The sequence below is a fragment of the Vibrio chagasii genome (assembly GCA_041879415.1).
GTDB lineage: Bacteria > Pseudomonadota > Gammaproteobacteria > Enterobacterales > Vibrionaceae > Vibrio.
This window is the reverse complement of record CP090851.1, coordinates 2,009,487-2,033,412: the sequence shown is the minus strand read 5'-3', so window position 1 is coordinate 2,033,412 and position 23,926 is coordinate 2,009,487. Positions and strand designations below refer to the sequence as shown.

Sequence of the window (23,926 nt, the reverse complement as noted above, 5' to 3'; positions counted from 1 at the left end):
TGGCATGGAATTCAACCCATAAAAAATGAGGAGGTCTTTAGACCTCCTCATCTATATGTCGTCCTCGCTTAACATGAGGATTGATCTGTTCGTATAGCGCTCTTTTCGCTTCTAATTCTGGCGTGTTTAAGTCGAGATGTTCATCGGTATAATAAATGCCATCTAGCTCGAAAGTATCGCTAATCGAGGGAACTCTAGTTTTCTCACCCATAGCCATATCCTTATTACATTTGTTGCATAACGTCCTGTTATTGAAATAAGTATAGGTGATCTTGCTCGCAAATCTAATTTAGTTTGATTCTACCTTAAATGACTCTTTGGATAGCTGATGTTTTTGCATCTTATCGTAGAGTGTTTTTCTTGGTAGTTGCAGCCTTTCCATAGTCTCTTTAATACTACCGTTACATTCGATAAGCACCTGCTTTAACGTGTTTTTTTCAAATTCTGATACCAACTCGGCCAAAGACAATTCTTGGGCGTTTGAATTGGTGTTATCTGATAAGTGAGAAAGCTTACCCAATAGTACAAAACGCTCGGCAGTATTACGCAATTCACGGACATTTCCCGGCCAATCATGCGCTAAAAGGGCGTGTAGTTCGGCTTGTGGAAGAGCTGGGGCGGTTTTGCCATAGCGAGCGGCAGCCACCAACAAGAAGTGGTGGAAAAGGGCTGGGATGTCTTCTTGTCTGCTTCTTAACGGTGGTAAATCTAAGGTCACAACGTTAAGTCGATAATAGAGATCCTGGCGGAAAGTACCTTCTTCAGCAGCCTTCTTTAGGTCGACTTTAGTGGCCGCAATCACGCGGATATCCAGAGGTACTAATCCGTTTGAGCCCACCCGCTCGATAACGCGTTCTTGCAACACACGTAGTAGGCGTATCTGTGCTTGCATCGGCATGGACTCTATTTCATCCAAGAACAGGGTTCCTCCTTGAGCAAACTCAAATTTACCCACACGTTTGCTCTCGGCGCCTGTGAATGCGCCTTTTTCATGGCCGTAGAGCTCACTTTCAATTAGGTTTTCAGGAACGGCACCACAGTTTACAGCGACAAAGTTTTGTTCTCTGCGGCTGCTTTGCTCATGCAGGGAGCGCGCGACCAGCTCTTTACCTGTGCCTGTCTCTCCAAATAACAAGATATCGGCGTTGGTGTCGGCGACATGGGTAATCACAGAGCGAAGCTCAGTCATGGACTGAGTATCACCAATGATTCTCGGCCCAAGAGTTTTACTGGCTTTGAGTGAGCGCTTGAGTTCAAGGTTTTCCAAGGTCAGCTGGCGCTTTTCAATGGCGCGTTTGGTTGTCTCGATTAAGCGCTCATTGGCAAAAGGCTTCTCGATAAAATCGTAGGCGCCGTCTTGAATCGCTTGTACCGCCATCGAGATGTCACCGTGTCCTGTGATCATGATGACGGGAATCTCTTTGTCTTTATGCATGACAGTGTTGAGCAAGTCATGGCCAGAGATACCGGGTAGACAAATATCGGTAATGATCACATGAGGTAACCCGTTCTCTTGAATCGCAAGCAAAGCTGATTCCGCATCGGGAAAGAATTCGGCGTCAATATCCGCGAGCTCAAAGCTCTGCTCAATCGCTATTCTTAGGTCAGATTCATCATCAATGAAGTAGACGTGACACATAGTTATTCCTTTACTCTTTTCTACTAATTATTGCTGAGTTCTTAGTTCGCTCTTAATTGGTGGGCGAATCTCAGTCTGTTGTTTTTGCTTCGCGTGTTGGTGCTTATTCTTTTGTCTTTGCAGTTCTTGCTCTTACTATTGCTCAATAACGGGTAACTCTATGCTAAATCGAGCACCACCTTGTGGACTGGTTCCTGTCGTGAGCTTGCCGTTAATCCCACTGATGATTTGCTGAGATATCGATAAACCTAATCCAAGTCCGTTCTTCTTTGTCGTGTGGAAAGGCTCGAAAAAGTTACCGCTTGATGAAGACGTAAAGCCAGGCCCGTTGTCATCAATGTGAATCAGTAGCGTGCTAACTTTAACCTCATCCGTTTCTTTGAGTTCTAACAATATGGCTAATTGCTTATCGTCTTGGCTTTCCATTGCCTGAACTGCATTGGTGAGCAAGTTGATAATCACCTGCTCCAGTTGAATAGCGTTAGCGAGTACACAGGCATCAAAAGTTTCAGGTAGCTCATTAAGATTAACTCGCTCGCTTTTGAATTGTGGCTTCATCAGCTCTTTAGAAGAGTGAAGAACAGGAAGTATTTGTAAGGTGTGCAGCTCTTCGGCGGTCGACTTTTTAGCAAATGAACGAAGCTGGTGGCTGATTTTCGCCATGCGATCGGTGAGTGCAGATATCCGCGACAAGTTGTCATCGACTCGATCGATTTTCTCTTTAGCCAGAAACAGTCGCCCATTGTCGGCGTAGCTGCGAATGGCCGCGAGAGGGTTGTTCAACTCATGGCTAATACTGGCTGACATCTGACCTAATACTGCTAGCTTGGCTGCTTGAATGAGCTCGTCTTGGGTGTGTCTCAATACTCGCTCGGTCTCGATACGTTGCTTGATCTCTCCATGCAACTCTGAGGTTCTTTCGAGTACTTGAAACTCTAGCTTTTGGTTAGCTTCAGACTGTAGTCGGTCTATCTGAGCGCGTCGGTGTTGGCGATGGAGGTTAAGCTGGATGACCAGATAAATGATCGCAAATACTAAGCTCAATACCACCATGTAGGCGACCAAATCCCACCAAACCAAGTGTGTGGGAGAGAAGACCCTGACCGTTAATCCAGGGTCAGGCAGAAAGCGTGAAGAGGTAAAAAACTTTTCTCTAACTAAAGGATGAGATGAACGAATGCTGCTGGTCGCTCCCTCTAGATCGCCAGAGAAATGAAGGCTTTCAATCTGGGTATCGAGATATTGCTGGTTCTCGCGGATGCGAGCCTGTTGTGCATTATCGAGAGGCTGAAGACTTTTGAATAGCCATTCAGGGTTGCTCGACATAAAGATAATCTGATCTTTATCATCCGCGACAAAAAAACTCTGTTTACCCTGCCAGCTTGCTTCTATCGAAGATAAATCCATTTTTACCACAATTACGCCAATGATTTCAGCAGCATAAGAGACCGGATAAGAGTAATAGTAGCCTCTCTTTCCTGACGTCGAACCTAAAGCAAAGTACTGCTTTTCATGCCCTTGAATGGCTTGTTGGTAATAAGGGCGAAAGGCAAAGTTACGCCCAACAAAAGAATGTTTTAGGTCCCAGTTACTGGCTGCGATAGTGGTACCGATGCTATCCAATAAATAGGTGTCAGACGCCTGAATCACAGTGTTGACGTGCTCTAGATAACGATTGGTGAGTTCTATTTGAGCAGTGTTGCTTGGCGAGTGTAGGGCATCAATCAGCTCTTTATCCTTCGAAAGCAGCTCAGGGATATGAGCGAACTTATCCAATTGGCTGGCAATGTGGACGGAAAAGCGGTCTAAGTTAGATTGGTGATCATTTAACAAACTTTGATGGCTCGTATTCCATACCCAGTGACCACCAAGGATCATCAAGACGCTGTAGGCGATCAATAATAGAATACGAATTCTCGAAGCTTGAAACATGCTGGTTCTCCGCTAAATCGGGGCGACAATATAAAGCCTGCTTTCTCTCATTCATCACAGCAATTAGCGGTAGTTTTTGCTGAAAATAGAGAGCCAGCAGATGGAATTAGGTTAAGGCTTTGTAACGGAGATTGTTGAAAAAGTTATCGACTCTGAGGGGTAAAACAAGAGCAAGATCTCTTTTTAAGGTTTTTAGCAAAAAAAGCCCTCGATTCCCTTGAAAAAGTCGCTATTGTCCCCATTTCTGTTGTGCTAAGTGATGTTCTGAACGTTTTTGTATCATTTAGTTGGACGAATTTAGAGCATTCATCATCAAGCAGAGGTGAACGGCTCGACAGAGATTAAACAGATCGCTAGAATGTCGCGTCTAAAATTTCTGTCCTGAGGCTAATCGGAGATACCTTTCTTGTTTCCGAAAACAAGCTTCGCTGCTTTTTAATAGCGAGTGAAAACTGAGCTCTTAACAAGTATGTGAAGATGAAGATATCGCTGATTAGTCTGGTGTTTGGTTGAATGATCAATTCAAACATCAATGCTCGATTTTAAATTAGGTGTTCGGATAGAGCACTACACAAGGATGCAGCCAACAACGCCGGCTTTTGAATTAAAGCTAAGTTACGGCTCATATGCTCAGATTACTGAGCCAGTTTTGAGGTTTATATAATGCAAGTTACTGTTGAAACGCTAGAAGGCCTAGAGCGCCGTCTTAATATTACTGTTCCTGCTGCTAACATCGAAGATGCAGTTACAGCTGAACTACGCAACATCGCGAAAAACCGTCGTTTCGATGGTTTCCGTAAAGGCAAAGTGCCAATGAAGATGGTTGCTAAAATGTACGGCAAAGCAGTACGTCAAGACGTGATGGGCGAAGTAATGCAACGTCACTTCATCGAAGCGATCGTTAAAGAGAAAATCAACCCAGCTGGCGCACCAACTTTCGCACCAGTTGAAAACAACGAAGGCGCTGACCTAGTATTCAACGCAACTTTTGAAGTTTACCCAGAAGTTGAGCTGAAAGGTCTAGAAAACATCACTGTTGAGAAGCCAGCAGTAGAAGTTAAAGACGCAGACGTTGAAGAGATGATCGAAACTCTACGTAAGCAACAAGCAACTTGGACTGAAGTTGACACTGCAGCTGACGCTGGTTCTCGTACAACTATCGACTTCGTTGGTTCTATCGACGGTGAAGAGTTCGAAGGCGGTAAAGCTGAGAACTTCCCACTAGAGATGGGCGCTGGTCGCATGATCCCTGGTTTTGAAGACGGTATCGTTGGTAAAACAGCAGGTATGGAATTCGAAATCGACGTAAACTTCCCAGAAGATTACCACGCTGAAAACCTAAAAGGTAAAGCAGCTAAGTTTGCAATCAAAGTAAACAAAGTTGAAGCTCGTGAACTTCCAGAACTAAACGAAGAATTCGTTGCTAAGTTCGGCGCAACTGACGGCGTTGAAGGTCTTAAAGCTGAAGTTCGTAAGAACATGGAGCGTGAGCTTAAGCAAGCTGTTAAGAACCGCATCAAAGAGCAAGCTATCGACGGTCTAGTTAACGAAAACAACATCGACGTACCTTCTGCTCTAATCGATCAAGAGATCGGTGTTCTACGTCAACAAGCTGCTCAACGTTTCGGTGGCAACACTGAAGCTGCTGACCAACTTCCACGTGAGCTGTTCGAAGAGCAAGCTAAACGTCGCGTAGTTGTAGGTCTTCTACTTGGTGAAGTAATCAAGACTGAAGAGCTAAAAGCTGACGACGAGAAAGTTAAAGCTATCATCGAAGAGATGGCTACAGCATACGAAGATCCATCTGAAGTTATTGCTTACTACGAGCAAAACGAGCAAATGATGAACAACATGCGCAACGTTGCTCTAGAAGAGCAAGCTATTGATGCAATCATCGCTAAAGCTCAAGTTTCTGATAAAGAAGTTAGCTTCAACGAGCTAATGAATCAGCAACCTGCTTAATATAGTAATATCTGACGTAGAAGGTTGACGTACGGTCAACAATTCTGCTAACAATGGTCCGTATGATTTTATCATTCGGGCCATTTATTTTAGGGACATAAGAATATGAGCTACCAAGAAAAAAATACAATGCCATCGATTATGGACGCACTAGTTCCTATGGTGGTTGAACAGACTTCCCGTGGTGAACGTTCTTACGATATTTATTCTCGTCTATTAAAAGAACGAATCATTTTCTTAACAGGTCAAGTGGAAGACCACATGGCAAATCTTGTCGTGGCTCAACTGCTTTTCTTGGAATCTGAAAACCCAGACAAAGATATCTACCTTTACATCAACTCGCCGGGCGGCAGCGTAACAGCTGGTATGTCAATCTACGACACAATGCAGTTCATCAAGCCAAACGTGAGCACAGTATGTATGGGTCAAGCTTGTTCTATGGGTGCATTCTTACTAGCGGGTGGTACTCCAGGTAAGCGTCACGTGCTTCCAAACTCACGCGTAATGATTCACCAGCCACTTGGCGGCTTCCAAGGCCAAGCGTCTGATATTCAGATTCACGCGCAAGAGATCTTAACGATCAAACAGAAGCTAAACAAGCTATTGGCAGAACACACTGGTCAGCCTCTAGAAGTTGTTGAGCGTGATACAGATCGTGACAATTTCATGTCTGCTGATCAAGCAGTAGAATACGGTTTAGTGGATTCAGTTCTTAATCACCGCGGTCAATAATTGCAGGGCAATTGTTTGACGCAAAGTGATGCAAATTGATATACACTCAAACCATAGAGAGTAAAGGCTAAGAGGTTAGCGAATGACAGATAAAAGCAAAGAGGGTGGTAGCGGTAAACTGCTTTACTGCTCTTTCTGTGGCAAAAGCCAGCACGAAGTTCGCAAGTTAATCGCAGGTCCTTCTGTTTACATTTGTGATGAATGTGTCGATCTTTGTAACGACATTATTCGTGAAGAAATCAAAGATGTTCTTCCTAAGAAAGAATCTGAATCGCTGCCAACGCCGCGTGAGATTCGTGAGCACCTTGATGACTATGTAATCGGTCAAGAATACGCGAAAAAAGTGCTAGCAGTTGCAGTATATAACCACTACAAGCGTTTACGTAATGGTGATACGACAGCTGAAGGCGTAGAACTAGGTAAGAGTAACATCCTTCTTATCGGTCCTACCGGTAGTGGTAAAACGCTACTGGCTGAAACACTGGCTCGTTTCCTAGACGTTCCTTTCACAATGGCAGACGCAACTACGCTAACCGAAGCGGGTTACGTGGGTGAAGATGTTGAAAACATCATCCAGAAGTTGCTTCAGAAGTGTGATTACGACGTAGCGAAAGCGGAACGCGGCATTGTTTACATCGATGAAATCGACAAGATTTCTCGTAAAGCTGAAAACCCATCAATCACGCGTGACGTGTCTGGTGAAGGTGTGCAGCAAGCTCTACTAAAACTTGTTGAAGGTACAGTTGCTTCTGTTCCACCACAAGGTGGTCGTAAGCATCCACAGCAAGAGTTCTTGCAAGTGGACACGTCTAAGATTCTATTTATCTGTGGTGGTGCATTTGCCGGCCTAGATAAAGTGATTGAACAGCGTGTAGAAACAGGTTCAGGTATCGGCTTTGGCGCTGAAGTGCGTTCAAAAGACGAAACTAAAACTATTGGTGAACTGTTCACTCAAGTAGAACCTGAAGATCTAGTGAAGTACGGTTTAATCCCAGAATTCATTGGTCGTCTACCTGTTACGACAACACTGACAGAGCTTGATGAAGAAGCGCTAATCCAAATCCTTTGTGAGCCGAAGAATGCACTGACTAAACAGTACGCAGCATTATTTGAGCTAGAGGATACAGAACTAGAATTCCGCGAAGACGCGTTACGTGCGATTGCTAAGAAAGCGATGAGCCGTAAAACGGGTGCTCGTGGTCTACGTTCTATCTTGGAGGGTGTTCTACTAGAAACGATGTACGAACTGCCATCTTCAACTGATGTAAGCAAAGTTGTGATTGATGAGTCGGTAATCAATGGTGAGTCAGAGCCACTGTTGATTTACAGCAACTCAGACAATCAAGCAGCTGTTGCTGAGTAGGTCTTTTTTAGACAAGTCGCTCAAATTGAAAAAGGAGGTAAGCAATTACCTCCTTTTTTTTATTCTTCCATTGAATCCAGTCGTTTAAGCCCCATATACTGCTTTATAAGTTAAAGCGGAAGAGAGAAATATATGAACTTGGAACGTTCCGAGCGTATCGAAATCCCCGTGCTACCTCTACGTGATGTAGTGGTTTACCCACACATGGTTATTCCATTGTTTGTTGGTCGTGAAAAATCGATTACTTGCCTAGAGTCGGCAATGGAAGCTAACAAACAAGTACTACTTGTTGCGCAGAAAGAAGCGGACACTGATGAGCCTTCAATTGACGACCTATTTAAAGTAGGTACCGTCGCTACCATTCTTCAGTTACTTAAGCTCCCTGATGGTACGGTTAAAGTACTTGTTGAAGGTCAGCAACGTGCAAAAATTCACGAGTTCAAAGAGAGTGAATTTTTCCTAGCGGATGCCGAATACGTTGTTACCTCAGAACTTGACGAAAAAGAACAAGAAGTGGTTGTTCGCAGCGCGATCAATCAATTCGAAGGCTTTATTAAGCTAAACAAAAAGATCCCGCCAGAGGTTCTAACCTCTCTGAATGGGATTGATGAAGCTGCTCGTCTTGCAGATACCATCGCAGCACACATGCCACTTAAACTGGTAGACAAACAGCACGTACTAGAGATTCTAGATGTGACTGAGCGTCTAGAGTTCCTGATGGGCCAAATGGAATCAGAAATTGATATCCTGCAGGTTGAAAAACGCATCCGTGGCCGTGTTAAGAAGCAGATGGAAAAATCTCAGCGTGAGTACTACCTGAATGAGCAAATGAAAGCGATTCAGAAAGAACTTGGCGAGATGGACGACGCTCCAGACGAATTTGAGACTCTGAAGAAGAAGATCGAAGAGTCAAAAATGCCTCAAGAAGCTCGTGAAAAAACCGAGCAAGAACTGCAAAAACTGAAAATGATGTCGCCAATGTCTGCTGAAGCAACAGTAGTACGTAGTTACATCGATTGGATGGTTGGCGTTCCTTGGGCTAAGCGCTCAAAAGTTAAGAAGAATCTAGCGAAAGCGGAAGAGATCTTAAACGAAGACCACTACGGTCTAGAGCGTGTTAAAGAACGTATTCTTGAGTACTTGGCGGTACAGAACCGCATCAATAAGCTGAAAGGTCCAATCCTTTGCCTTGTTGGTCCTCCAGGTGTGGGTAAAACATCACTGGGTCGCTCTATCGCAGCTGCTACAGGTCGTAAGTACACACGTATGGCACTAGGTGGCGTTCGTGATGAAGCTGAGATTCGTGGTCACCGTCGTACCTACATCGGTTCTCTTCCGGGTAAATTAATCCAGAAGATGTCTAAAGTTGGTGTTAAGAATCCACTGTTCCTATTAGATGAAATCGACAAGATGTCTTCTGATATGCGTGGCGACCCATCTTCAGCACTACTAGAGGTACTCGATCCAGAGCAAAACAACGCGTTTAACGATCACTACCTAGAAGTAGATTACGATCTGTCAGACGTTATGTTCGTTGCGACTTCTAACTCGATGGACATTCCTGGCCCGCTACTGGACCGTATGGAAGTGATCCGTCTGTCTGGTTACACAGAAGATGAAAAGCTGAATATTGCTAAGAGCCACTTGCTAGACAAACAAGTTAAGCGCAATGGTCTTAAGCCTTACGAAATTGAGATTGAAGACTCTGCAATCATCGGCATTATCCGTTACTACACGCGTGAAGCGGGTGTACGTAGCCTAGAGCGTGAAATCTCTAAGATCTGCCGTAAAGCAGTGAAGAACATCCTGCTAGACAGCGACCTTAAGTCTGTAACGGTTAACATGGATAACCTGAAAGAGTACTTAGGCGTTCAACGTCATGACTTCGGTAAAGCGGATGAGAGCAACCGTATTGGTCAGGTAACAGGCCTAGCGTGGACTCAAGTTGGTGGCGATCTGCTAACTATCGAAACCGAAGCAATGCCAGGTAAAGGTAAGCTGACGCAAACCGGTTCTCTTGGCGATGTGATGAAAGAGTCGATTCAAGCTGCGATGACCGTGGTTCGTTCTCGTGCTGAAAAACTGGGTATCAACTCAGATTTCTACGAGAAACGCGATATTCACGTTCACGTACCAGAAGGTGCAACACCGAAAGATGGCCCAAGTGCGGGTATCGCGATGTGTACTGCACTTGTCTCTAGCTTAACGGGTAACCCTGTGAAAGCTGAGGTAGGTATGACAGGTGAAATTACCCTGCGTGGTGAAGTTCTACCTATTGGTGGCTTGAAAGAAAAACTGCTTGCTGCGCACCGTGGTGGCATCAAAACAGTACTGATTCCGAAAGACAACGAGCGTGATTTGGAAGAGATTCCAGACAACGTAATCGCTGACTTGAAGGTGATCCCGGTTCAGTGGATTGATGAAGTACTGAAAGTCGCGCTAGAACGAGATCCATCAGGGGTCGAGTTTGACGTGAAAAAATAGTGATGCATAGCAAAAATAAGTAAAGAATTACGCTGATAGGCCCGAAAAGGCTTGTCAGCGTTTTTTTTGGACGCTAAGTTATTGATCAAAGCGGCAGCCCTTTTGCAATAAGGCTTGCGGCTAAATTAAAACCAAAATGGAACGTACAGTCATCGAGAAGTAGTCACAGATGACACATAGGGGAAAAACAGTGAATAAAACACAACTAGTAGAATCAATCGCAGAAAACGCAGACATCTCTAAAGCTTCAGCTGGCCGCGCTCTAGACGCATTCATCGAAGCAGTTGGTACAACACTACAATCAGGCGATCAAGTTGCACTTGTTGGCTTCGGTACTTTCAGTGTTCGTACTCGTGCAGCTCGTACAGGTCGTAACCCAAAAACTGGTGAAGAGATCCAAATCGCAGAAGCTAAAGTACCTGGCTTTAAAGCGGGTAAAGCACTTAAAGACGCATGTAACTAATTTCTACTGCTGAAACCTCTATTTGAAAGAGGGGAAGGCAGTAAAATGCGTTTACTGTTTGAAAAATGATGTTTCATTCTTAAACAGTATATGTGCGAAGCACATTGAACTAATTTAAATTATGCGCATCCTACTGATGCGCATTTCTTTTTCTGATAATATCGCGTGAATAGATTTTTATTTTGAAGCCAATGCTTCATATCCGGAGAGCACTTAAATTATGATGGATCGATTACGCGAAGGCGTGAATAGCATCGCGGTAAAAATTATCCTTGGGTTGATTATCCTGTCATTCGTATTCGCAGGTGTAGGCAGCTACATCACCGGTGGCGGTAACAACGCAGCAGCTAAAGTTGGCAATACAGAAATCGGTCGTGGTGAGTTCGAACAAGCTTACCAAAACGAACGTAATCGCATGCAATCTCAGCTTGGCGATTACTTTGCTCAAATGCTTGCAGACCCTGCATACGTAGAGTCTTTCCGTAAATCAGTACTTGATCGCATGATCAACGACGTTCTACTTGAGCAGCAAGCAGAGTCTCTAGGCCTGCGAATCAGTGATTCTCAAATCCGTACAATGATTCTAGAAATGCCTCAGTTCCAAACTGCTGGTCAATTCGACCAAGAAGTTTACCAAGCAGCACTACGTCGTGCAGGTTTCAGCGCAGAAAGCTTCGCTGAATACATGCGTCGTGACCTAATGCGTAATCAGCTTGTAACTGCACTTCAAGGCAGTGAGTTTGTTCTTCAAGGCGAAATCGACACACAAAGCAAGCTGATTGCACAAACTCGTGATATTCGTACAGTAACCCTTTCTGTTGCTGACCTTGCGAAAAACGTTGAGCTAACTGACGAGCAAATCGAACAGTACTACACTGAAAACCCTCTAGCGTACACTCGTCCAGAGCAAGCTAAAGTGTCTTACATTGAACTTTCTGCTGAAGCACTTAAGTCTCAGCTTGAAGTAAGCGACGAAGAAGCACAAAAATACTACCAAGAGCACTTAGATAAGTACTCAACGGCAGAGCAACGTAAAGTTAGTCATATCCTTGTTGAAGGCGACGACGAAGCGAAAGCGCAAGCAATCCTAGACGAGCTAAACGCAGGCGCTGATTTTGCTACGCTAGCGGAAGAGAAATCTGACGACTTCGGTAGTGCAGACGTTGGCGGTGACCTAGGTTGGATCGAACGTGATGTTATGGACCCAGCATTCGAAGAGGCAGCTTTCGCACTTCAGAACGTTGGTGATACTACTGGTTTGGTTAAGTCTGACTTCGGCTACCACATCATCAAGCTAGACGAACTAAAAGCGCCTGAATCTCAGCCATACGCAGAAGTAGCAGCGGAGATTAAACAAGAACTTCTAGACCAACACGCAGTAGACCAGTTCTACGAAATGCAAACTGAGCTAGAAAAAGTAGCGTTTGAATTCCCTGACTCACTAGATGATTCTGCAGAAGCTATCAACGCTAAGATCACAACAACAGATTTCATCTCTCAAGTAGATGCACCTGAAGTGTTGAAGACGCCTGCAGTAATGCAAGCTATCTTGAGCCCTGAAGTGAAAGAAGATGGCCTAAACTCTGAAGTTATCGAAGTCGCTCCTGAGCACGTAATCGTTGTACGTGTTGAAGAGACTCGTGATGAGACAGTTCTTCCTCTTGAAGAAGTACAAGATCAAGTTGTAGCTGCGCTATCAGCTGTTAAAGCGGAAGAGCAAGCTGTTGAGCTAGGTGTTTCTCTAGTTAACGACCTTAAAGCTGGTAACGAAGCAGTACTAGCTGAAAACAACCTTGAGTTCACTGAGCTTGAGACAATTGACCGTAACTCTCCACTAGCTGCGTCTGTGTTCGCTCTAGCGAAGCCAGAAGAAGGCAAAGTGGTATTCGGCCAATCTAAAGACCAAAACGGCAACATCGTTGTTGTAGAGCTGTCTAAAGTAACGGCTGAAATTAACCCTGCATACAGCACTCAAATCGGTGCTCAGTTAGAGCGTGTTGGTAATCAGCAAGATCTGACTAACGTATTAAACGTACTACGCAAAAACGCAGACGTTGAATACTACGTTGTAGGCCAAGGTCAATAATCATCAATTATCTCGCTAGTTGAACTCCAAAACAGATTTGTGAGCCAACAAGCAAGCTGATGAAAATAAGATGTATAACAAAGCGGGTCACTTAGGTGGCCCGCTTTATTTTTATCTGGCGATCATGTTATCTCTTGCTGCAAATGCATAAGTTACCTTTTTTCATAAAGGAATGGATTATGCGCACCTTATATTCAACACTACTTCTTTCATTTTTGATTTTCTTAAGCCCTGCCGCATTTGCAGACAGCCCAACCAAGGCTGAACTCTACGAAGGTATTGAGATTACAGTAAACATTAATACCGCGACCGCAGAGGAACTATCAGCGTTACTGGTAGGTGTAGGTGACAAGAAGGCTAAAGATATTGTCGACTACAGAACTGAGCACGGCGCGTTTGCTAGTGCTGACGACTTGGTGAGTGTGAAAGGGATTGGTGAGGCTACGGTTGAAAAGAATCGCGAAAGGATCCTGCTTTAGTTCGCTTTTTTACTCATGAAAAATGAAACAATAGCCATGGACCCGCCTGCCAGTGCACCTGCTAGGTGGGCTTCAATGGCCACTCTCGCGTTAATCAGTTCACCAGTTGTGCTAGAAGGACCAATAAGCTGCTCCCAAGCGATTTTAGCGACTAATCCTAAGACCAACAGCCAACTCGATTTCCTGCCGTTTAACGCCTCTCTGAGAGCGAATAAACCAAACAATCCGTGCAGTGTTCCCGACAAGCCTACATAAATCTGAATACTTGAAAGTAACAGAGCCAATCCTGTGACTAAGCTGATTAAAGCTAACGCAGAGATAAGTTGTTTTCGTGTCGGTTGAAATAGGTAGCTGATGATCCACAGGCCTGCTAGATTCATTAGCAGGTGTGAGTAGTTGGTATGTGAAAAGTTTCCTGTTAGGATCCGCCACCATTGTCCATCGACAATCGCACTTTTATCCCAAACGACCCAAGCTTGCACTGGCTCTAGTTGGAATATGACGCATAAAAGTGAAGTGAAAATTAAAACAGGGTACACATTACATCCATGTCTCGTTATTGCCCCCAATGCAGCAAGGCTTTGAAAGCTTGTATTTGTCAGTGGGTTACACCACTAGAATCGAACGTTGAGCTTATCATTCTTCAGCACCCATCAGAAGAGCATCGTCCGATGGGAACCGCGCGTATTCTCTCGTTATCTTTAAAAAACAGCGTAACGATCGTCGGTGAGGATTTTTCAGACAATGAGCAACTGAATGCGATGTTGGCTGATGAGCAATATCAGCACGTGATTTTGTACCCGAGTGAACATTCTGTGTCTGTCGAGTCTGTAGCACGCCCTAATAAAAAGCTGCGTGTGATTCTGTTGGATGGAACTTGGAAGAAGGCATTCAAGATGTGGCGAGTGTCTAGCAATTTGCATGCGCTAAGTACCGTCCATCTACCAAAAGATCTCAAAGGCAATTACCGAATCCGTAAAGCGCCAAGCGAAAATAGTTTGTCGACGGTAGAAGCTGGGTACCATTTGCTGAACTTATTAGAAGGTGACCGAGATTTCAGTCCACTGCTAACGGCATTTGACCAAATGATTCAGTTTCAAATCAATCAAATGCCGCCGGGCGTATTTGAGAAAAACTACTTAGCGTAATCTCACCAATACTTGTCTGAATGTGCTGAGTCCAAGTAGCGCAAGTAAGTCTAGAACTCGGTATGTGCTGAAAACAGCTGTTGGTGCATCTTCTGAGCAAGGTCATCGGTCATTGATGAGATGTAATCGGCGATCACGCGCATCTTTCTTGATTCGTCTTGATGTTGTAGCCACTGTTTCTTAATCGGAAGTGGCAACAGGCGTTCAGGATCGGCGCTGAAGGCTTCAAACATATCCATGATGATCTGCTGACCTTTGTACTCAATAACTTGAACCTGCGGCACTTGAATCACGAATTCGCTGACGAAGTGTTTCAGCTTATCGAGGGTAGCATCCATGCTTGGCTCCAATACGGCATTGTAGGCAAGCAGTGCGTTCTCAAAACTTTCATCAACGGGCTTAATCGAGATACTCGTCAGCAGCGCGTTTACAATCCCACCAATGGCATCTTTTCGGCGGTACTGCTCGCCAGAGAACAACATTTCTGTAATGGAGTCTAGGTGCTCACAGATCCACGGATCAGCCATCTCTTTTAACTGCGGATAAGCCGATTCAACCCACTGCGCTTTAGTCACTGAACCCAGCACGATCGCATCTTCCAAGTCATGTACACCGTAGGCGATGTCGTCCGCAAGCTCCATGATGGAACAGTCGAGTGACTTGTACTTGGTCTTGTTATGTTCAAGTGGCTCTGTGTGTGATTTTCTCTTCTGTTTGAGAAGTTGTTGATCGTTAGCAGAAAGCGGCTCAAGTACCCAGTTGAAGAGTGCTTCGTCATGGTCGTAGATACCTTTCGCAGGCATCCAATCTTTGGCACGGAGCTGTCGTTGATGTTTAACTGGCTCTGGTTGCTCTTTTGCCTCAACCTCACTGAGTAGCGAAGGGTATTTGATTAGCCCTAATAGCGTGCGTCGAGACAGGTTCATTCCGTGATGTTCAGTATAAGGTTCTAGCTGCGTGACAATACGAAACGTTTGGGCATTGCCTTCAAAGCCACCGTGTTCACGCATCATGTAGTTGAGTGCGACTTCACCACCATGTCCATAAGGTGGGTGGCCGATGTCGTGAGCCAGGCATAAAGAATCAATTAGGCTATCGGAAGGCAGTAGGTCTCGAAACTCAGGTTGTTTTTTCTTGAGCTGCGCAACAATACCAGTGCCAAGCTGTGCTGCTTCTAGCGAGTGGGTTAAGCGCGTGCGGTGAAAGTCATTAACCGTGGTACCGTGCACTTGAGTTTTTGCTTGTAGTCGACGGAAAGCGGCAGAATGAAGCACGCGTGCTCGGTCGCGTTGATAAGGGCTGCGGTGATCATCACGTCTTATTTTGTGTTCATCGTCATTTCGATGTTGCCACTCTTGTTCGAGTACAAAAGAAGGTTCGAGTTGAGAATTCAAAATATCACCTATCAAATTGATTTTATTTAACTAATTACAAGCAACTTATACCCAGCTAGCTTATCTCGTCTAGTGATAATTCAAAGCTTGGGGCAAAGGTGGTGAGAAAGTAGTCCATTTCAGGACTTTTGCGCTGTTCGAGAGTCTCTTCTAGCCGACGTTTGGCTTGTTCATACTCATGGTTGCCCGCACTGAGCTCTTCTAAACATTTGAGATACGCACAGATAGTGTCGGCTTGTTTTACGATGTTTTGCTCTTCTTTACTGGCGGTGCCAGAGATTAAGAAGGGGGCGAAGTCGTCTTGAAACTCTTCTGGCAGCATCGAAAGCAGCCTTTGTTCTGCAGCGGCTTCTATCTTCTTATACTCTTGGGCGATATCAGGGTTGAAGTATTTGACTGGAGTAGGCAAATCACCAGTCAGTACTTCACTGGTGTCATGGTACATCCCGATTAGGGCAATGTGTTCTGGATTGAGTTTGCCATCAAACTTTTTGTTTTTGATAAGTGCCAAGGCATGGGCAACGAATGCGACCTGTAGGCTATGTTCTGAAATATTCTCGCTTGAGACGGAGCGCATCAGAGGCCAGCGCTGGATAAGCTTCATACGTGCGAGGTGGGCGAAGAAATGGCTCTGTTTCATAAGTGTCCTATCTAGAGAGTGCTCCACTCGTACGTTTTGTTTGTTACAAACTGCACGAGACAGCGGATACAAAAAAGGCTCCTAAACTGGAGCCTTTTAAGCATAGAAGTGAATGAATACAAGTTAAAGTCTTTTAAAACAGCAAATTGTAGCCATCTCTCTTTGTGCTGATTAACCTTCGATAAGGTCGTCTTGATTGTAAGTCTGCAAGAAGCGCTCTAGACGACCAATTGCGACTTCAAGGTCTTCAATGTGTGGCAGAGTCACAATACGGAAGTGGTCAGGCTTAGGCCAGTTGAAGCCCGTACCTTGTACTAACAGTACTTTTTCTTGCTTTAGGAAATCGAGTACGAATTTCTGATCGTCTTTGATGTTGTACATCTCGGTATCGATTTTCGGGAACAGGTACATCGCGCCCTTTGGCTTCACACAAGAAACACCAGGGATCTTGTTAATCAGTTCCCATGCTCGGTCACGCTGCTCAAGTAGGCGGCCGCCAGGCAGGATCAGTTCATTGATACTCTGATAGCCACCCAATGCCGTTTGGATTGCGTGCTGCATTGGTACGTTGGCACACAAACGCATAGAGGCAAGCATTTCTAAACCTTCAACATAACCTTTGGCTAAATGTTTAGGGCCCGTTAGGAACATCCAACCACCACGGAAACCACAAACACGGTAAGCTTTAGATAGGCCGTTGAACGTTACCATCAGTACGTCTTCAGCAAGCGTTGCCACAGAAGTATGTACAGCACCGTCGTAAAGGACTTTGTCGTAAATCTCATCAGCGAAGATGATTAGGCCGTGTTCACGTGCAATCTCGACAACTTGCAGTAGGAAATCACGGCTGTAAACCGCACCTGTAGGGTTGTTCGGGTTGATAAGAACGATGCCGCGAGTCTTCGGTGAGATCTTTGCGCGCATGTCATCCAGATCTGGGTACCAGTCTGCATCTTCATCACACATGTAGTGAACCGGAGTACCACCAGAAAGTGCCACTGACGCTGTCCATAGTGGGTAGTCTGGAGCGGGAACTAAGATTTCATCACCATTATCCAGTAGCGCTTGCATAGACATAACGATAAGCTCTGAAGCACCGTTACCAATGTAAACGTCTTCTACGTCAAGATTGCGTAGGCCTTTTTTCTGGTAGTGTTGAACAACCGCTTTACGGGCTGAATAGATGCCTTTTGAGTCGCAGTAACCTTGAGATGTCGGCAGGTTACGGATTACGTCAACAAGGATTTCATCAGGGGCGTCAAAACCAAATGGGGCGGGGTTACCAATATTAAGCTTTAGTATTTTATGCCCTTCTTCTTCCATGCGCTTAGCATGTTTGAGTACAGGCCCCCTGATTTCGTAGCATACGCTGTTGAGTTTTGACGACATCCCGATATTTTGCATTGCCGATTTCCTGAAATTAATTTAAATACTTTATTAAAGTACCGCAAAATGGCGTTTGATAGAATAAAAATCTGATGAATGTCGCATTTCAGTGTTACGTTTGGTCCTTTTGTTGTCACCCTTTTCTAAGTTTTAATTCATCGCTTTTATGGTTATTGTCTAAAATGATAGAGGGGCTCGCTTAAAGTCACAGGAATGTTGAAAAGATATCGGACATTCTTGATCTAAGTGGGTGCTACCCATAAAGTATCAAACTAATATAATAAGAATTTAGATGTGAACGAGGTCGATTTGTCACATTTCCAGCAAACTATCTCTGCTTTGATTGAGCGAGTACAAAATGCCCAAGCAAGCGAAGTTCGTTGTGTTGAAGTTCTCACGCAAAAACCATCGTTTGCATTTATCGAATGGCTTCATGCTCAACCACTTTTTCCTAAGTTTTACTGGCAGTCACGCGACACTCGTGAAGAGGTGGTTGCACTTGGTCAGTTACACACATTTTCAGATCCAGCACCCGCGTATGCGATTCTTGGTGAAGACCAACGAATCTGGGGTGGACGTTCATTTGACGGTCACACTGAAAAAAATCGCCGTTGCATGGAGTCTTTTTTCTTTCTTCCTCAGATAGAATTGATCCGCTTTGACGATACTTGGTCGCTGGCCGTTAACTTATCACCTGATCGCGTTGCGTCTATTAATGCTCTGAATAAGCTGTCTGTTGATGCTGCGATACTGGCTCCCTTGTCTGCGCATATTGAACAGATTAACCACGTTCCAGAAAGAGAACAGTGGGGCGGTTTGGTTGAGAAAGTACTCAAAGGCATCAGTGACGAAGAATATAAGAAGGTGGTTTTGGCGCGTAAAACGACGCTAAGGCTTGATGCGCCTATTTGTGCCGCTCAACTCCTTAAAGCGAGCTATCTGCAAAATCATCACAGCTTCCACTTTATGCTGGTATTGGATTCGAAACACAGCTTTATTGGCTCGACGCCTGAGCGCCTATATAGCCGACATGGCACTGAGCTCGATACAGAGGCACTGGCTGGGACTATTGGTCGTGGCGAGAACGCGACCGAGGATATGGAGCTAGCCAATTGGCTTTCTCAAGACACTAAAAACCTCAATGAGAACCAATATGTGGTCGACGATATCATTGAGCGTCTCACGCCTCATTCGCAATCCGTGCACGTAGAGAAAGAAGCGCGCCTGGTTCGTTTGCGCAAGGTACAACACCTAAAACGCAATATTCACGCGCAGCTTAATAACGGCGTTAATGGCGTTCAGTTGCTTGCCGCTTTACAACCTACAGCAGCAGTCGCAGGACTACCGCGTAAAGAAGCAATGGACTTCATTCTTGAACACGAACCGTTTGCTAGAGGCTGGTATGCTGGCTCTGTCGGTTACATCAGTCACCAACGAGCGGAATTCTGTGTGGCGATTCGAAGTGCATTAATTGTAAACGATCAAGTACAGCTGTTTGCAGGTGCGGGGATCGTACCTGGATCGGTAGCAGAGCATGAGTGGCAAGAACTGAATAAGAAGATGTCGACCTTGCTTAGCCTGATTTCTGATCATCCACCATTGGGTGTGGCATCATGAGTCACGACCAAGCTGTATTAAACAGAGTTTGGTGTAACACATTACTTGAAGAGCTTGTCCGCAGCGGTGTTGAACATGTTTGCATCGCGCCAGGCTCTCGTTCAACACCATTAACACTCGAAGCCGAAGCTAACTCTAAGCTAACCTTACATACGCACTTTGATGAGCGCGGACTTGGCTTCCTTGCTTTAGGCTTAGCTAAGGCGAGCAACAAGCCAGTTGCGGTGATTGTTACGTCCGGTACTGCTGTAGCTAACCTTCTACCAGCGACCGCTGAATCTGGATTAACGCGTGAAAAGCTAATCTTGCTGACCTCTGATCGACCAATTGATTTAGTCGACTGTGGTGCTAACCAAGCGATTCAGCAACAGGGTATCTTTTCGTCCCACGTTGAAACGGCATTAAACCTTCCAAGCCCAACGACACAAGTTTCTTTGAATTGGCTTTTGACATCGGTTGATAACGCACTGGAGAAACAGCGCAGCGTCGGTGGGGCTATTCACATCAACTGCCCGTTCCCAGAACCTCTTTATTCCGCTAATAGCGCCGAGATGTATGCGGATTATACAAAGAGCGTGGCAGCTTGGAGAGCTTCAAACAGCCTTTACTCCAACACTTATTTACCCAGTCATTTAAACGCTCAGCCTGTTTCAGCAAGTGATTATGTCGCTCGTAAAGGCGCAGTGATTATTGGTTCTATCGAGAATGAAGCTGCAGTTAAAGCCAAGCAGTTTGCGACAGCTTTGGGCTGGCCGGTATTCTGTGACCCTCAATCGGGTGTCAGCAGTGATTGGAAACACTATGATCTGTGGATGCAAAGTGACGCAGCCAAAGCGCAGCTTAGTCAGTGTGATTTTATTATCCAGTTTGGTGAGCGCATCGTATCTAAGCGTCTTAACCAATGGGTAAAAAGGCAAGTCGCTTCATTTTGTTCATCGCAGTACATCGTTGTCTCACCCGATGCACATCGTATTAATCAAGATCATCTGCCTCAAACTCACATCGTCATTGATATCGAGCATTGGTTATCAGAGCAACACCTACCGACACTGTTGGGAGAACATGCTGGCTGGGCGGCACCGTTGGCGGAAGTCGCGAACACCGTTCAACAATTGGCATTGGCGCAAATCTCTAATAATGATCAACTTACAGAGCTGAGCGTTGCCGTTGACTTGTCGTCTAGACTTAAAGGCAGAGAGTTATTTGTGGGAAATAGCTTGATGGTAAGGCTGGTGGATATGTTGTCATCAATATCTGCGAGTCAAGTATACAGCAACCGTGGTGCCTCGGGCATTGATGGCTTGGTGGCGACAGCTGCGGGCGTGGTGAAAGCTAATCGAAACCCTTTGATGATGTTGATTGGCGATACCTCTTTGCTGTACGACCTCAACTCGCTAGCGCTACTCACTCACAACACAACGCCAATGGTTATTGTGGTTACCAATAACGATGGTGGAGCGATTTTTGATTTGTTGCCGGTACCTGAGCAACAAAAACAGTCACTTTATCAGATGCCTCATGGTTTCAGCTTTGAGCATGCCGCTGCACAATTCAAGCTCGATTATGCTGCCCCTGAAACCCTTAACTGTTACCAAACGCTCATCGAAAAACATTTCGAACAAGGTCAAGGTACTTTGCTCGTGGAAGTTAAGACGCCTCCCGAACAAGCGTCTACTTTGCTGAAGCAATTCAGCTCAATGCTCACCGAGGCATTAGCCTAAGGACTTTACATGCTTTACTCCAATTACTACCCAGCTGCGCAAGTACCTTCTGACAAACCTTTGCTTGTTTTTTTACATGGTTTACTCGGAAGCGGGGATGATTGGAGTGCATGTCACCCCTTCCTCGAAGATTTTCCTCGTCTTTGCATAGATTTACCCGGACACGGACAAAGCCGTTTTATCGATCCTGTAGGCTTTGAACACTGCTGCACCAAGATTGTTCAGTGCATCACTTCTCAGTTGGAGGAGAACGATCTTCCTGCAGATTATCCTATCGTGGTGATTGGCTACTCAATGGGAGGAAGGCTCGCCATGTATGGGGTGACAAGCCCTTGCTTTGAAACACTGAATCTTGAAAAAGTCATCATCGAAGGTGGTAACTTTGGCTTGGAGTGTGACGAAGAAAGAGCACAAAGGTTAGTACATGATACGCAATGGGCCGTGCGCTTTGCACAGCAGTCGATTGAGGATGTTTTAGACGATTGGTACCAACAAAGCGTCTTTTCTTCACTAAATCATGAGCAAAGACAAACTTTGGTCATAAAGCGTAGTGGTAACCTTGGAGTATCCGTAGCAAATATGTTGTTATCTACTTCGTTAGCGAAGCAACCTGATTTACGTGCTACATTAAAATCTCATGAGCATCTTTTGCACTATGTGTGTGGTGAAAAAGATCGTAAATTCATGGAGCTAGCTGAGAATAGTGGCTTTGAATATAGTCAGGTTGATTACGCTGGTCATAATGTTCATTTTGAACAACCAGAGATGTTTTCAAACTTGATTATCCAATGTATCGCCAGTCGTTGATGAACTGACTGAGCGTGTCTCTCGTATCAAGCGCTATAGAAAGCAGAGCAACACCGTCGCGACTCTACACTAGTCGCGCTCTCTAATAGAACAATGGGAATCACCATGGCTAAAACAGTAGGCATCACAGAAGAAGAACTTTACGCAGCCGTTAACTGGCGCGATGAAAGCAGTCAATATGAAGATATTCAATACCACAAGTCTGATGACGGTATTGCGAAAATCACGATTGCTCGCCCTCAAGTGCACAATGCGTTCCGTCCACAAACCGTAAAAGAGATGATTAATGCTCTGGCTGACGCTCGTTACGACGAGAAAGTTGGCGTAATCATTCTAACGGGCCTTGGTGAGAAGGCGTTCTGTTCTGGTGGTGACCAAAGTATTCGTGGTGACTACGGCGGCTACAAAGATGATTCAGGTACTCACCACCTGAACGTGCTTGATTTCCAACGCCAAATCCGTACTTGTCCTAAGCCAGTAATCGCAGCGGTATCGGGTTGGGCTGTAGGTGGTGGTCACGTGCTTCATATGATGGCTGACCTTACTATTGCAGCAGACAACGCTCAATTTGGTCAGACTGGCCCTAAAGTGGGTTCGTTCGATGGCGGTTGGGGCGCTTCTTACATGGCTCGTATCGTTGGTCAGAAGAAAGCGCGTGAAATCTGGTTCCTATGCCGTTTCTACGATGCTCAAGAAGCATTGGATATGGGCTTGGTGAACACGGTTGTGCCTGTCGCTGACCTAGAAAAAGAAACCGTTCGTTGGTGTCGTGAAGTTCTGCAACACAGCCCAATGGCGCTACGTTGTCTGAAAGCAGCGCTAAATGCCGACTGTGATGGCCAAGCAGGTCTGCAAGAGCTTGCAGGTAATGCAACCATGATGTTCTACATGACAGAGGAAGGCCAAGAAGGCCGTAATGCGTTTAACGAGAAACGTCGACCTGATTTCGACAAATTCCCGCGTAACCCATAGTTTTATCCTCTTCAGAATGAGTCGCTAAATAGCGGCTCGTTTTGTTTTAATGTTCCCGTTTTTTAGGAAACCTTATGAATTCAATGAATTCCCAGCGTCACGCTAAACTGTATCGTTATCAACTACCTATGGATAGTGGCGTGGTGCTGCGTGATAATAAGTTGAACGAACGTGTTGGCTACATTATCCATCTTGAGTGTGATGGTCAGTCTGGTTTTGGCGAAGTCGCACCGTTGCCGGGCTTTAGCCAAGAAGATGCCGAGCAAGCTGGCATTCAGTTACAAAATGAGCTAGAGCTTTGGAGTCACAACAAACCTAATACCCCATTCGATGAACTTTATCCGTCAGTGGCGTTTGGTTTTTCAATGGCGTTGATGGAGCTTCAAGGCGAACTCAATGCGGAAGGTAACTACCAAGCTGCACCTCTATGTACTGGTGACCCAGATGAATTGATCCCTGTGCTTAATGAGATGGAAGGTGAGAAGGTCGCTAAAGTCAAAGTGGGTCTTTACGAAGCGATCCGCGATGGGATGCTGGTGAGCTTATTCCTTGAATCGATTCCTGATTTAACGCTACGACTTGATGCTAACCGAGCGTGGAAGTCTGAAAAAGCGAAGCAGTTCATCAAATACATTTCGCCATCACTTCGTCAGCGCATTAGCTTTATTGAAGAGCCTTGCCAAAAGCCAGAAGATAGCTTGGCTTTTGCCATCGACCACGGTGTAGCAATTGCTTGGGACGAAACATTGCAAGAAGCGGTGCGTAAGCCTGAGTTTGATTTAAGTGATTTAACTGGTGTTAAGGCTGTGGTAATTAAACCAACCTTAATCGGCTCGGTAGAGCGTTGTGTGGCGATCATTGAACGTGCACAGCAACTTGGTATTAAGCCTGTTCTAAGCTCAAGTATTGAGTCGAGCCTTGGCTTAACTCAGATTGCGCGATTGGCACAGCAGTACTTGCCTAATGAAGTGCCGGGGCTTGATACGATTGGTTTGTATCAACAACAGCTAGAAGTGGCATGGCCAGGTTGCCAACTTCCTGTTGCGACGCTTGAACAGCAGCAGCTGATTTGGTCTTCATAAGCCGATTGGCCGGCTGACT

General features: G+C 45.2%; 20 protein-coding genes. 13 read left to right on the top strand and 7 right to left on the bottom strand.

Annotated features, from left to right (window positions below; translation table 11 throughout):
- Positions 1 to 37 precede the first annotated feature (37 nt).
- The 3 genes from L0991_09100 to L0991_09090 all read right to left on the bottom strand — a co-directional run bounded on the left by L0991_09100 (position 38) and on the right by L0991_09090 (position 3,571).
- Positions 38 to 211 carry a hypothetical protein gene (locus tag L0991_09100; protein XGB61595.1) on the bottom strand — a complete coding sequence of 58 codons (174 nt, stop codon included), beginning with the start codon at positions 209 to 211 and terminating at the stop codon, positions 38 to 40.
- 78 nt (positions 212 to 289) lie between these two features.
- Positions 290 to 1,639 (bottom strand): sigma-54 dependent transcriptional regulator, encoded by a 1,350-nt coding sequence (locus L0991_09095; GenBank protein ID XGB61594.1) that lies wholly within the window; start codon positions 1,637 to 1,639, stop codon positions 290 to 292.
- 135 nt (positions 1,640 to 1,774) lie between these two features.
- On the bottom strand, positions 1,775 to 3,571 hold the full coding sequence (locus L0991_09090) for an ATP-binding protein (GenBank protein ID XGB61593.1): 1,797 nt from the start codon (positions 3,569 to 3,571) through the stop codon (positions 1,775 to 1,777).
- Positions 3,572 to 4,234: 663 nt separating this feature from the next.
- On the opposite strand from L0991_09090, the gene tig reads away from it, so the two are divergent.
- From tig to L0991_09055, 7 genes are all read left to right on the top strand, one after another.
- Positions 4,235 to 5,533, top strand: a complete 1,299-nt coding sequence (tig, locus tag L0991_09085; GenBank protein ID XGB61592.1) for a trigger factor — start codon at positions 4,235 to 4,237, stop codon at positions 5,531 to 5,533.
- A gap of 105 nt (positions 5,534 to 5,638) precedes the next feature.
- Positions 5,639 to 6,265, top strand: coding sequence for an ATP-dependent Clp endopeptidase proteolytic subunit ClpP (gene clpP / locus L0991_09080; GenBank protein ID XGB61591.1), 627 nt, complete (start codon positions 5,639 to 5,641; stop codon positions 6,263 to 6,265).
- Between the two features lie 82 nt (positions 6,266 to 6,347).
- Entirely contained in the window at positions 6,348 to 7,628 is a 1,281-nt protein-coding gene (gene clpX / locus L0991_09075) for an ATP-dependent protease ATP-binding subunit ClpX (GenBank protein XGB61590.1), read from the top strand.
- A gap of 132 nt (positions 7,629 to 7,760) precedes the next feature.
- Positions 7,761 to 10,112, top strand: a complete 2,352-nt coding sequence (lon, locus tag L0991_09070; protein ID XGB61589.1) for an endopeptidase La — start codon at positions 7,761 to 7,763, stop codon at positions 10,110 to 10,112.
- A 190-nt stretch (positions 10,113 to 10,302) separates the two neighbouring features.
- The gene (locus L0991_09065; GenBank protein ID XGB61588.1) at positions 10,303 to 10,575 is read left to right on the top strand and encodes an HU family DNA-binding protein; all 273 of its coding nucleotides are present in this window, start codon (positions 10,303 to 10,305) and stop codon (positions 10,573 to 10,575) included.
- 220 nt (positions 10,576 to 10,795) lie between these two features.
- Positions 10,796 to 12,661 carry a peptidylprolyl isomerase gene (gene ppiD / locus L0991_09060; protein XGB61587.1) on the top strand — a complete coding sequence of 622 codons (1,866 nt, stop codon included), beginning with the start codon at positions 10,796 to 10,798 and terminating at the stop codon, positions 12,659 to 12,661.
- 179 nt (positions 12,662 to 12,840) lie between these two features.
- Complete coding sequence (locus L0991_09055; GenBank protein XGB61586.1) at positions 12,841 to 13,140, top strand: helix-hairpin-helix domain-containing protein; 300 nt, start codon at positions 12,841 to 12,843, stop codon at positions 13,138 to 13,140.
- Here L0991_09055 and rrtA read toward each other — a convergent pair.
- Complete coding sequence (gene rrtA / locus L0991_09050) at positions 13,137 to 13,679, bottom strand: rhombosortase (protein ID XGB61585.1); 543 nt, start codon at positions 13,677 to 13,679, stop codon at positions 13,137 to 13,139. The two genes, L0991_09055 and rrtA, sit on opposite strands and share 4 nt — an antisense overlap.
- Before the next feature lie 9 nt (positions 13,680 to 13,688).
- On the opposite strand from rrtA, the gene L0991_09045 reads away from it, so the two are divergent.
- Complete coding sequence (locus L0991_09045; protein ID XGB61584.1) at positions 13,689 to 14,288, top strand: DTW domain-containing protein; 600 nt, start codon at positions 13,689 to 13,691, stop codon at positions 14,286 to 14,288.
- A 50-nt stretch (positions 14,289 to 14,338) separates the two neighbouring features.
- On the opposite strand, the gene L0991_09040 is transcribed toward L0991_09045, so the two are convergent.
- The 3 genes from L0991_09040 to L0991_09030 all read right to left on the bottom strand — a co-directional run bounded on the left by L0991_09040 (position 14,339) and on the right by L0991_09030 (position 17,726).
- Positions 14,339 to 15,682 (bottom strand): deoxyguanosinetriphosphate triphosphohydrolase family protein, encoded by a 1,344-nt coding sequence (locus L0991_09040; GenBank protein XGB61583.1) that lies wholly within the window; start codon positions 15,680 to 15,682, stop codon positions 14,339 to 14,341.
- Between the two features lie 55 nt (positions 15,683 to 15,737).
- Positions 15,738 to 16,322: a 5'-deoxynucleotidase gene (gene yfbR, locus L0991_09035; protein ID XGB61582.1), complete on the bottom strand. Its 585-nt coding sequence runs from the start codon at positions 16,320 to 16,322 to the stop codon at positions 15,738 to 15,740.
- 171 nt (positions 16,323 to 16,493) lie between these two features.
- Positions 16,494 to 17,726, bottom strand: a complete 1,233-nt coding sequence (locus L0991_09030) for a pyridoxal phosphate-dependent aminotransferase (protein ID XGB61581.1) — start codon at positions 17,724 to 17,726, stop codon at positions 16,494 to 16,496.
- A 291-nt stretch (positions 17,727 to 18,017) separates the two neighbouring features.
- Here L0991_09030 and L0991_09025 point away from each other — a divergent pair, with 291 nt between their 5' ends.
- The 5 genes from L0991_09025 to menC all read left to right on the top strand — a co-directional run bounded on the left by L0991_09025 (position 18,018) and on the right by menC (position 23,907).
- Positions 18,018 to 19,325, top strand: a complete 1,308-nt coding sequence (locus L0991_09025) for an isochorismate synthase MenF (GenBank protein ID XGB63877.1) — start codon at positions 18,018 to 18,020, stop codon at positions 19,323 to 19,325.
- Entirely contained in the window at positions 19,322 to 21,046 is a 1,725-nt protein-coding gene (gene menD, locus L0991_09020) for a 2-succinyl-5-enolpyruvyl-6-hydroxy-3-cyclohexene-1-carboxylic-acid synthase (GenBank protein XGB61580.1), read from the top strand. Before L0991_09025 ends, menD begins: the two co-directional genes overlap by 4 nt.
- A 9-nt stretch (positions 21,047 to 21,055) precedes the next feature.
- Positions 21,056 to 21,853 (top strand): 2-succinyl-6-hydroxy-2,4-cyclohexadiene-1-carboxylate synthase, encoded by a 798-nt coding sequence (gene menH, locus L0991_09015; GenBank protein ID XGB61579.1) that lies wholly within the window; start codon positions 21,056 to 21,058, stop codon positions 21,851 to 21,853.
- 105 nt (positions 21,854 to 21,958) lie between these two features.
- A complete protein-coding gene (menB, locus tag L0991_09010) occupies positions 21,959 to 22,825 on the top strand; it encodes a 1,4-dihydroxy-2-naphthoyl-CoA synthase (protein XGB61578.1) in 867 nt (288 codons plus the stop codon).
- Positions 22,826 to 22,899: 74 nt separating this feature from the next.
- Positions 22,900 to 23,907 (top strand): o-succinylbenzoate synthase, encoded by a 1,008-nt coding sequence (gene menC, locus L0991_09005; protein ID XGB61577.1) that lies wholly within the window; start codon positions 22,900 to 22,902, stop codon positions 23,905 to 23,907.
- Positions 23,908 to 23,926: the final 19 nt, after the last annotated feature.

Coding starts and splice junctions, on each gene's coding strand:
- L0991_09100 (XGB61595.1), bottom strand. CDS start 211: ATGGGTGAGAAAACTAGAGTTCCCTCGATTAGCGATACTTTCGAGCTA.
- L0991_09095 (XGB61594.1), bottom strand. CDS start 1,639: ATGTGTCACGTCTACTTCATTGATGATGAATCTGACCTAAGAATAGCG.
- L0991_09090 (XGB61593.1), bottom strand. CDS start 3,571: ATGTTTCAAGCTTCGAGAATTCGTATTCTATTATTGATCGCCTACAGC.
- tig (XGB61592.1), top strand. CDS start 4,235: ATGCAAGTTACTGTTGAAACGCTAGAAGGCCTAGAGCGCCGTCTTAAT.
- clpP (XGB61591.1), top strand. CDS start 5,639: ATGAGCTACCAAGAAAAAAATACAATGCCATCGATTATGGACGCACTA.
- clpX (XGB61590.1), top strand. CDS start 6,348: ATGACAGATAAAAGCAAAGAGGGTGGTAGCGGTAAACTGCTTTACTGC.
- lon (XGB61589.1), top strand. CDS start 7,761: ATGAACTTGGAACGTTCCGAGCGTATCGAAATCCCCGTGCTACCTCTA.
- ppiD (XGB61587.1), top strand. CDS start 10,796: ATGATGGATCGATTACGCGAAGGCGTGAATAGCATCGCGGTAAAAATT.
- L0991_09055 (XGB61586.1), top strand. CDS start 12,841: ATGCGCACCTTATATTCAACACTACTTCTTTCATTTTTGATTTTCTTA.
- L0991_09045 (XGB61584.1), top strand. CDS start 13,689: ATGTCTCGTTATTGCCCCCAATGCAGCAAGGCTTTGAAAGCTTGTATT.
- yfbR (XGB61582.1), bottom strand. CDS start 16,322: ATGAAACAGAGCCATTTCTTCGCCCACCTCGCACGTATGAAGCTTATC.
- L0991_09030 (XGB61581.1), bottom strand. CDS start 17,726: ATGCAAAATATCGGGATGTCGTCAAAACTCAACAGCGTATGCTACGAA.
- menD (XGB61580.1), top strand. CDS start 19,322: ATGAGTCACGACCAAGCTGTATTAAACAGAGTTTGGTGTAACACATTA.
- menH (XGB61579.1), top strand. CDS start 21,056: ATGCTTTACTCCAATTACTACCCAGCTGCGCAAGTACCTTCTGACAAA.
- menB (XGB61578.1), top strand. CDS start 21,959: ATGGCTAAAACAGTAGGCATCACAGAAGAAGAACTTTACGCAGCCGTT.
- menC (XGB61577.1), top strand. CDS start 22,900: ATGAATTCAATGAATTCCCAGCGTCACGCTAAACTGTATCGTTATCAA.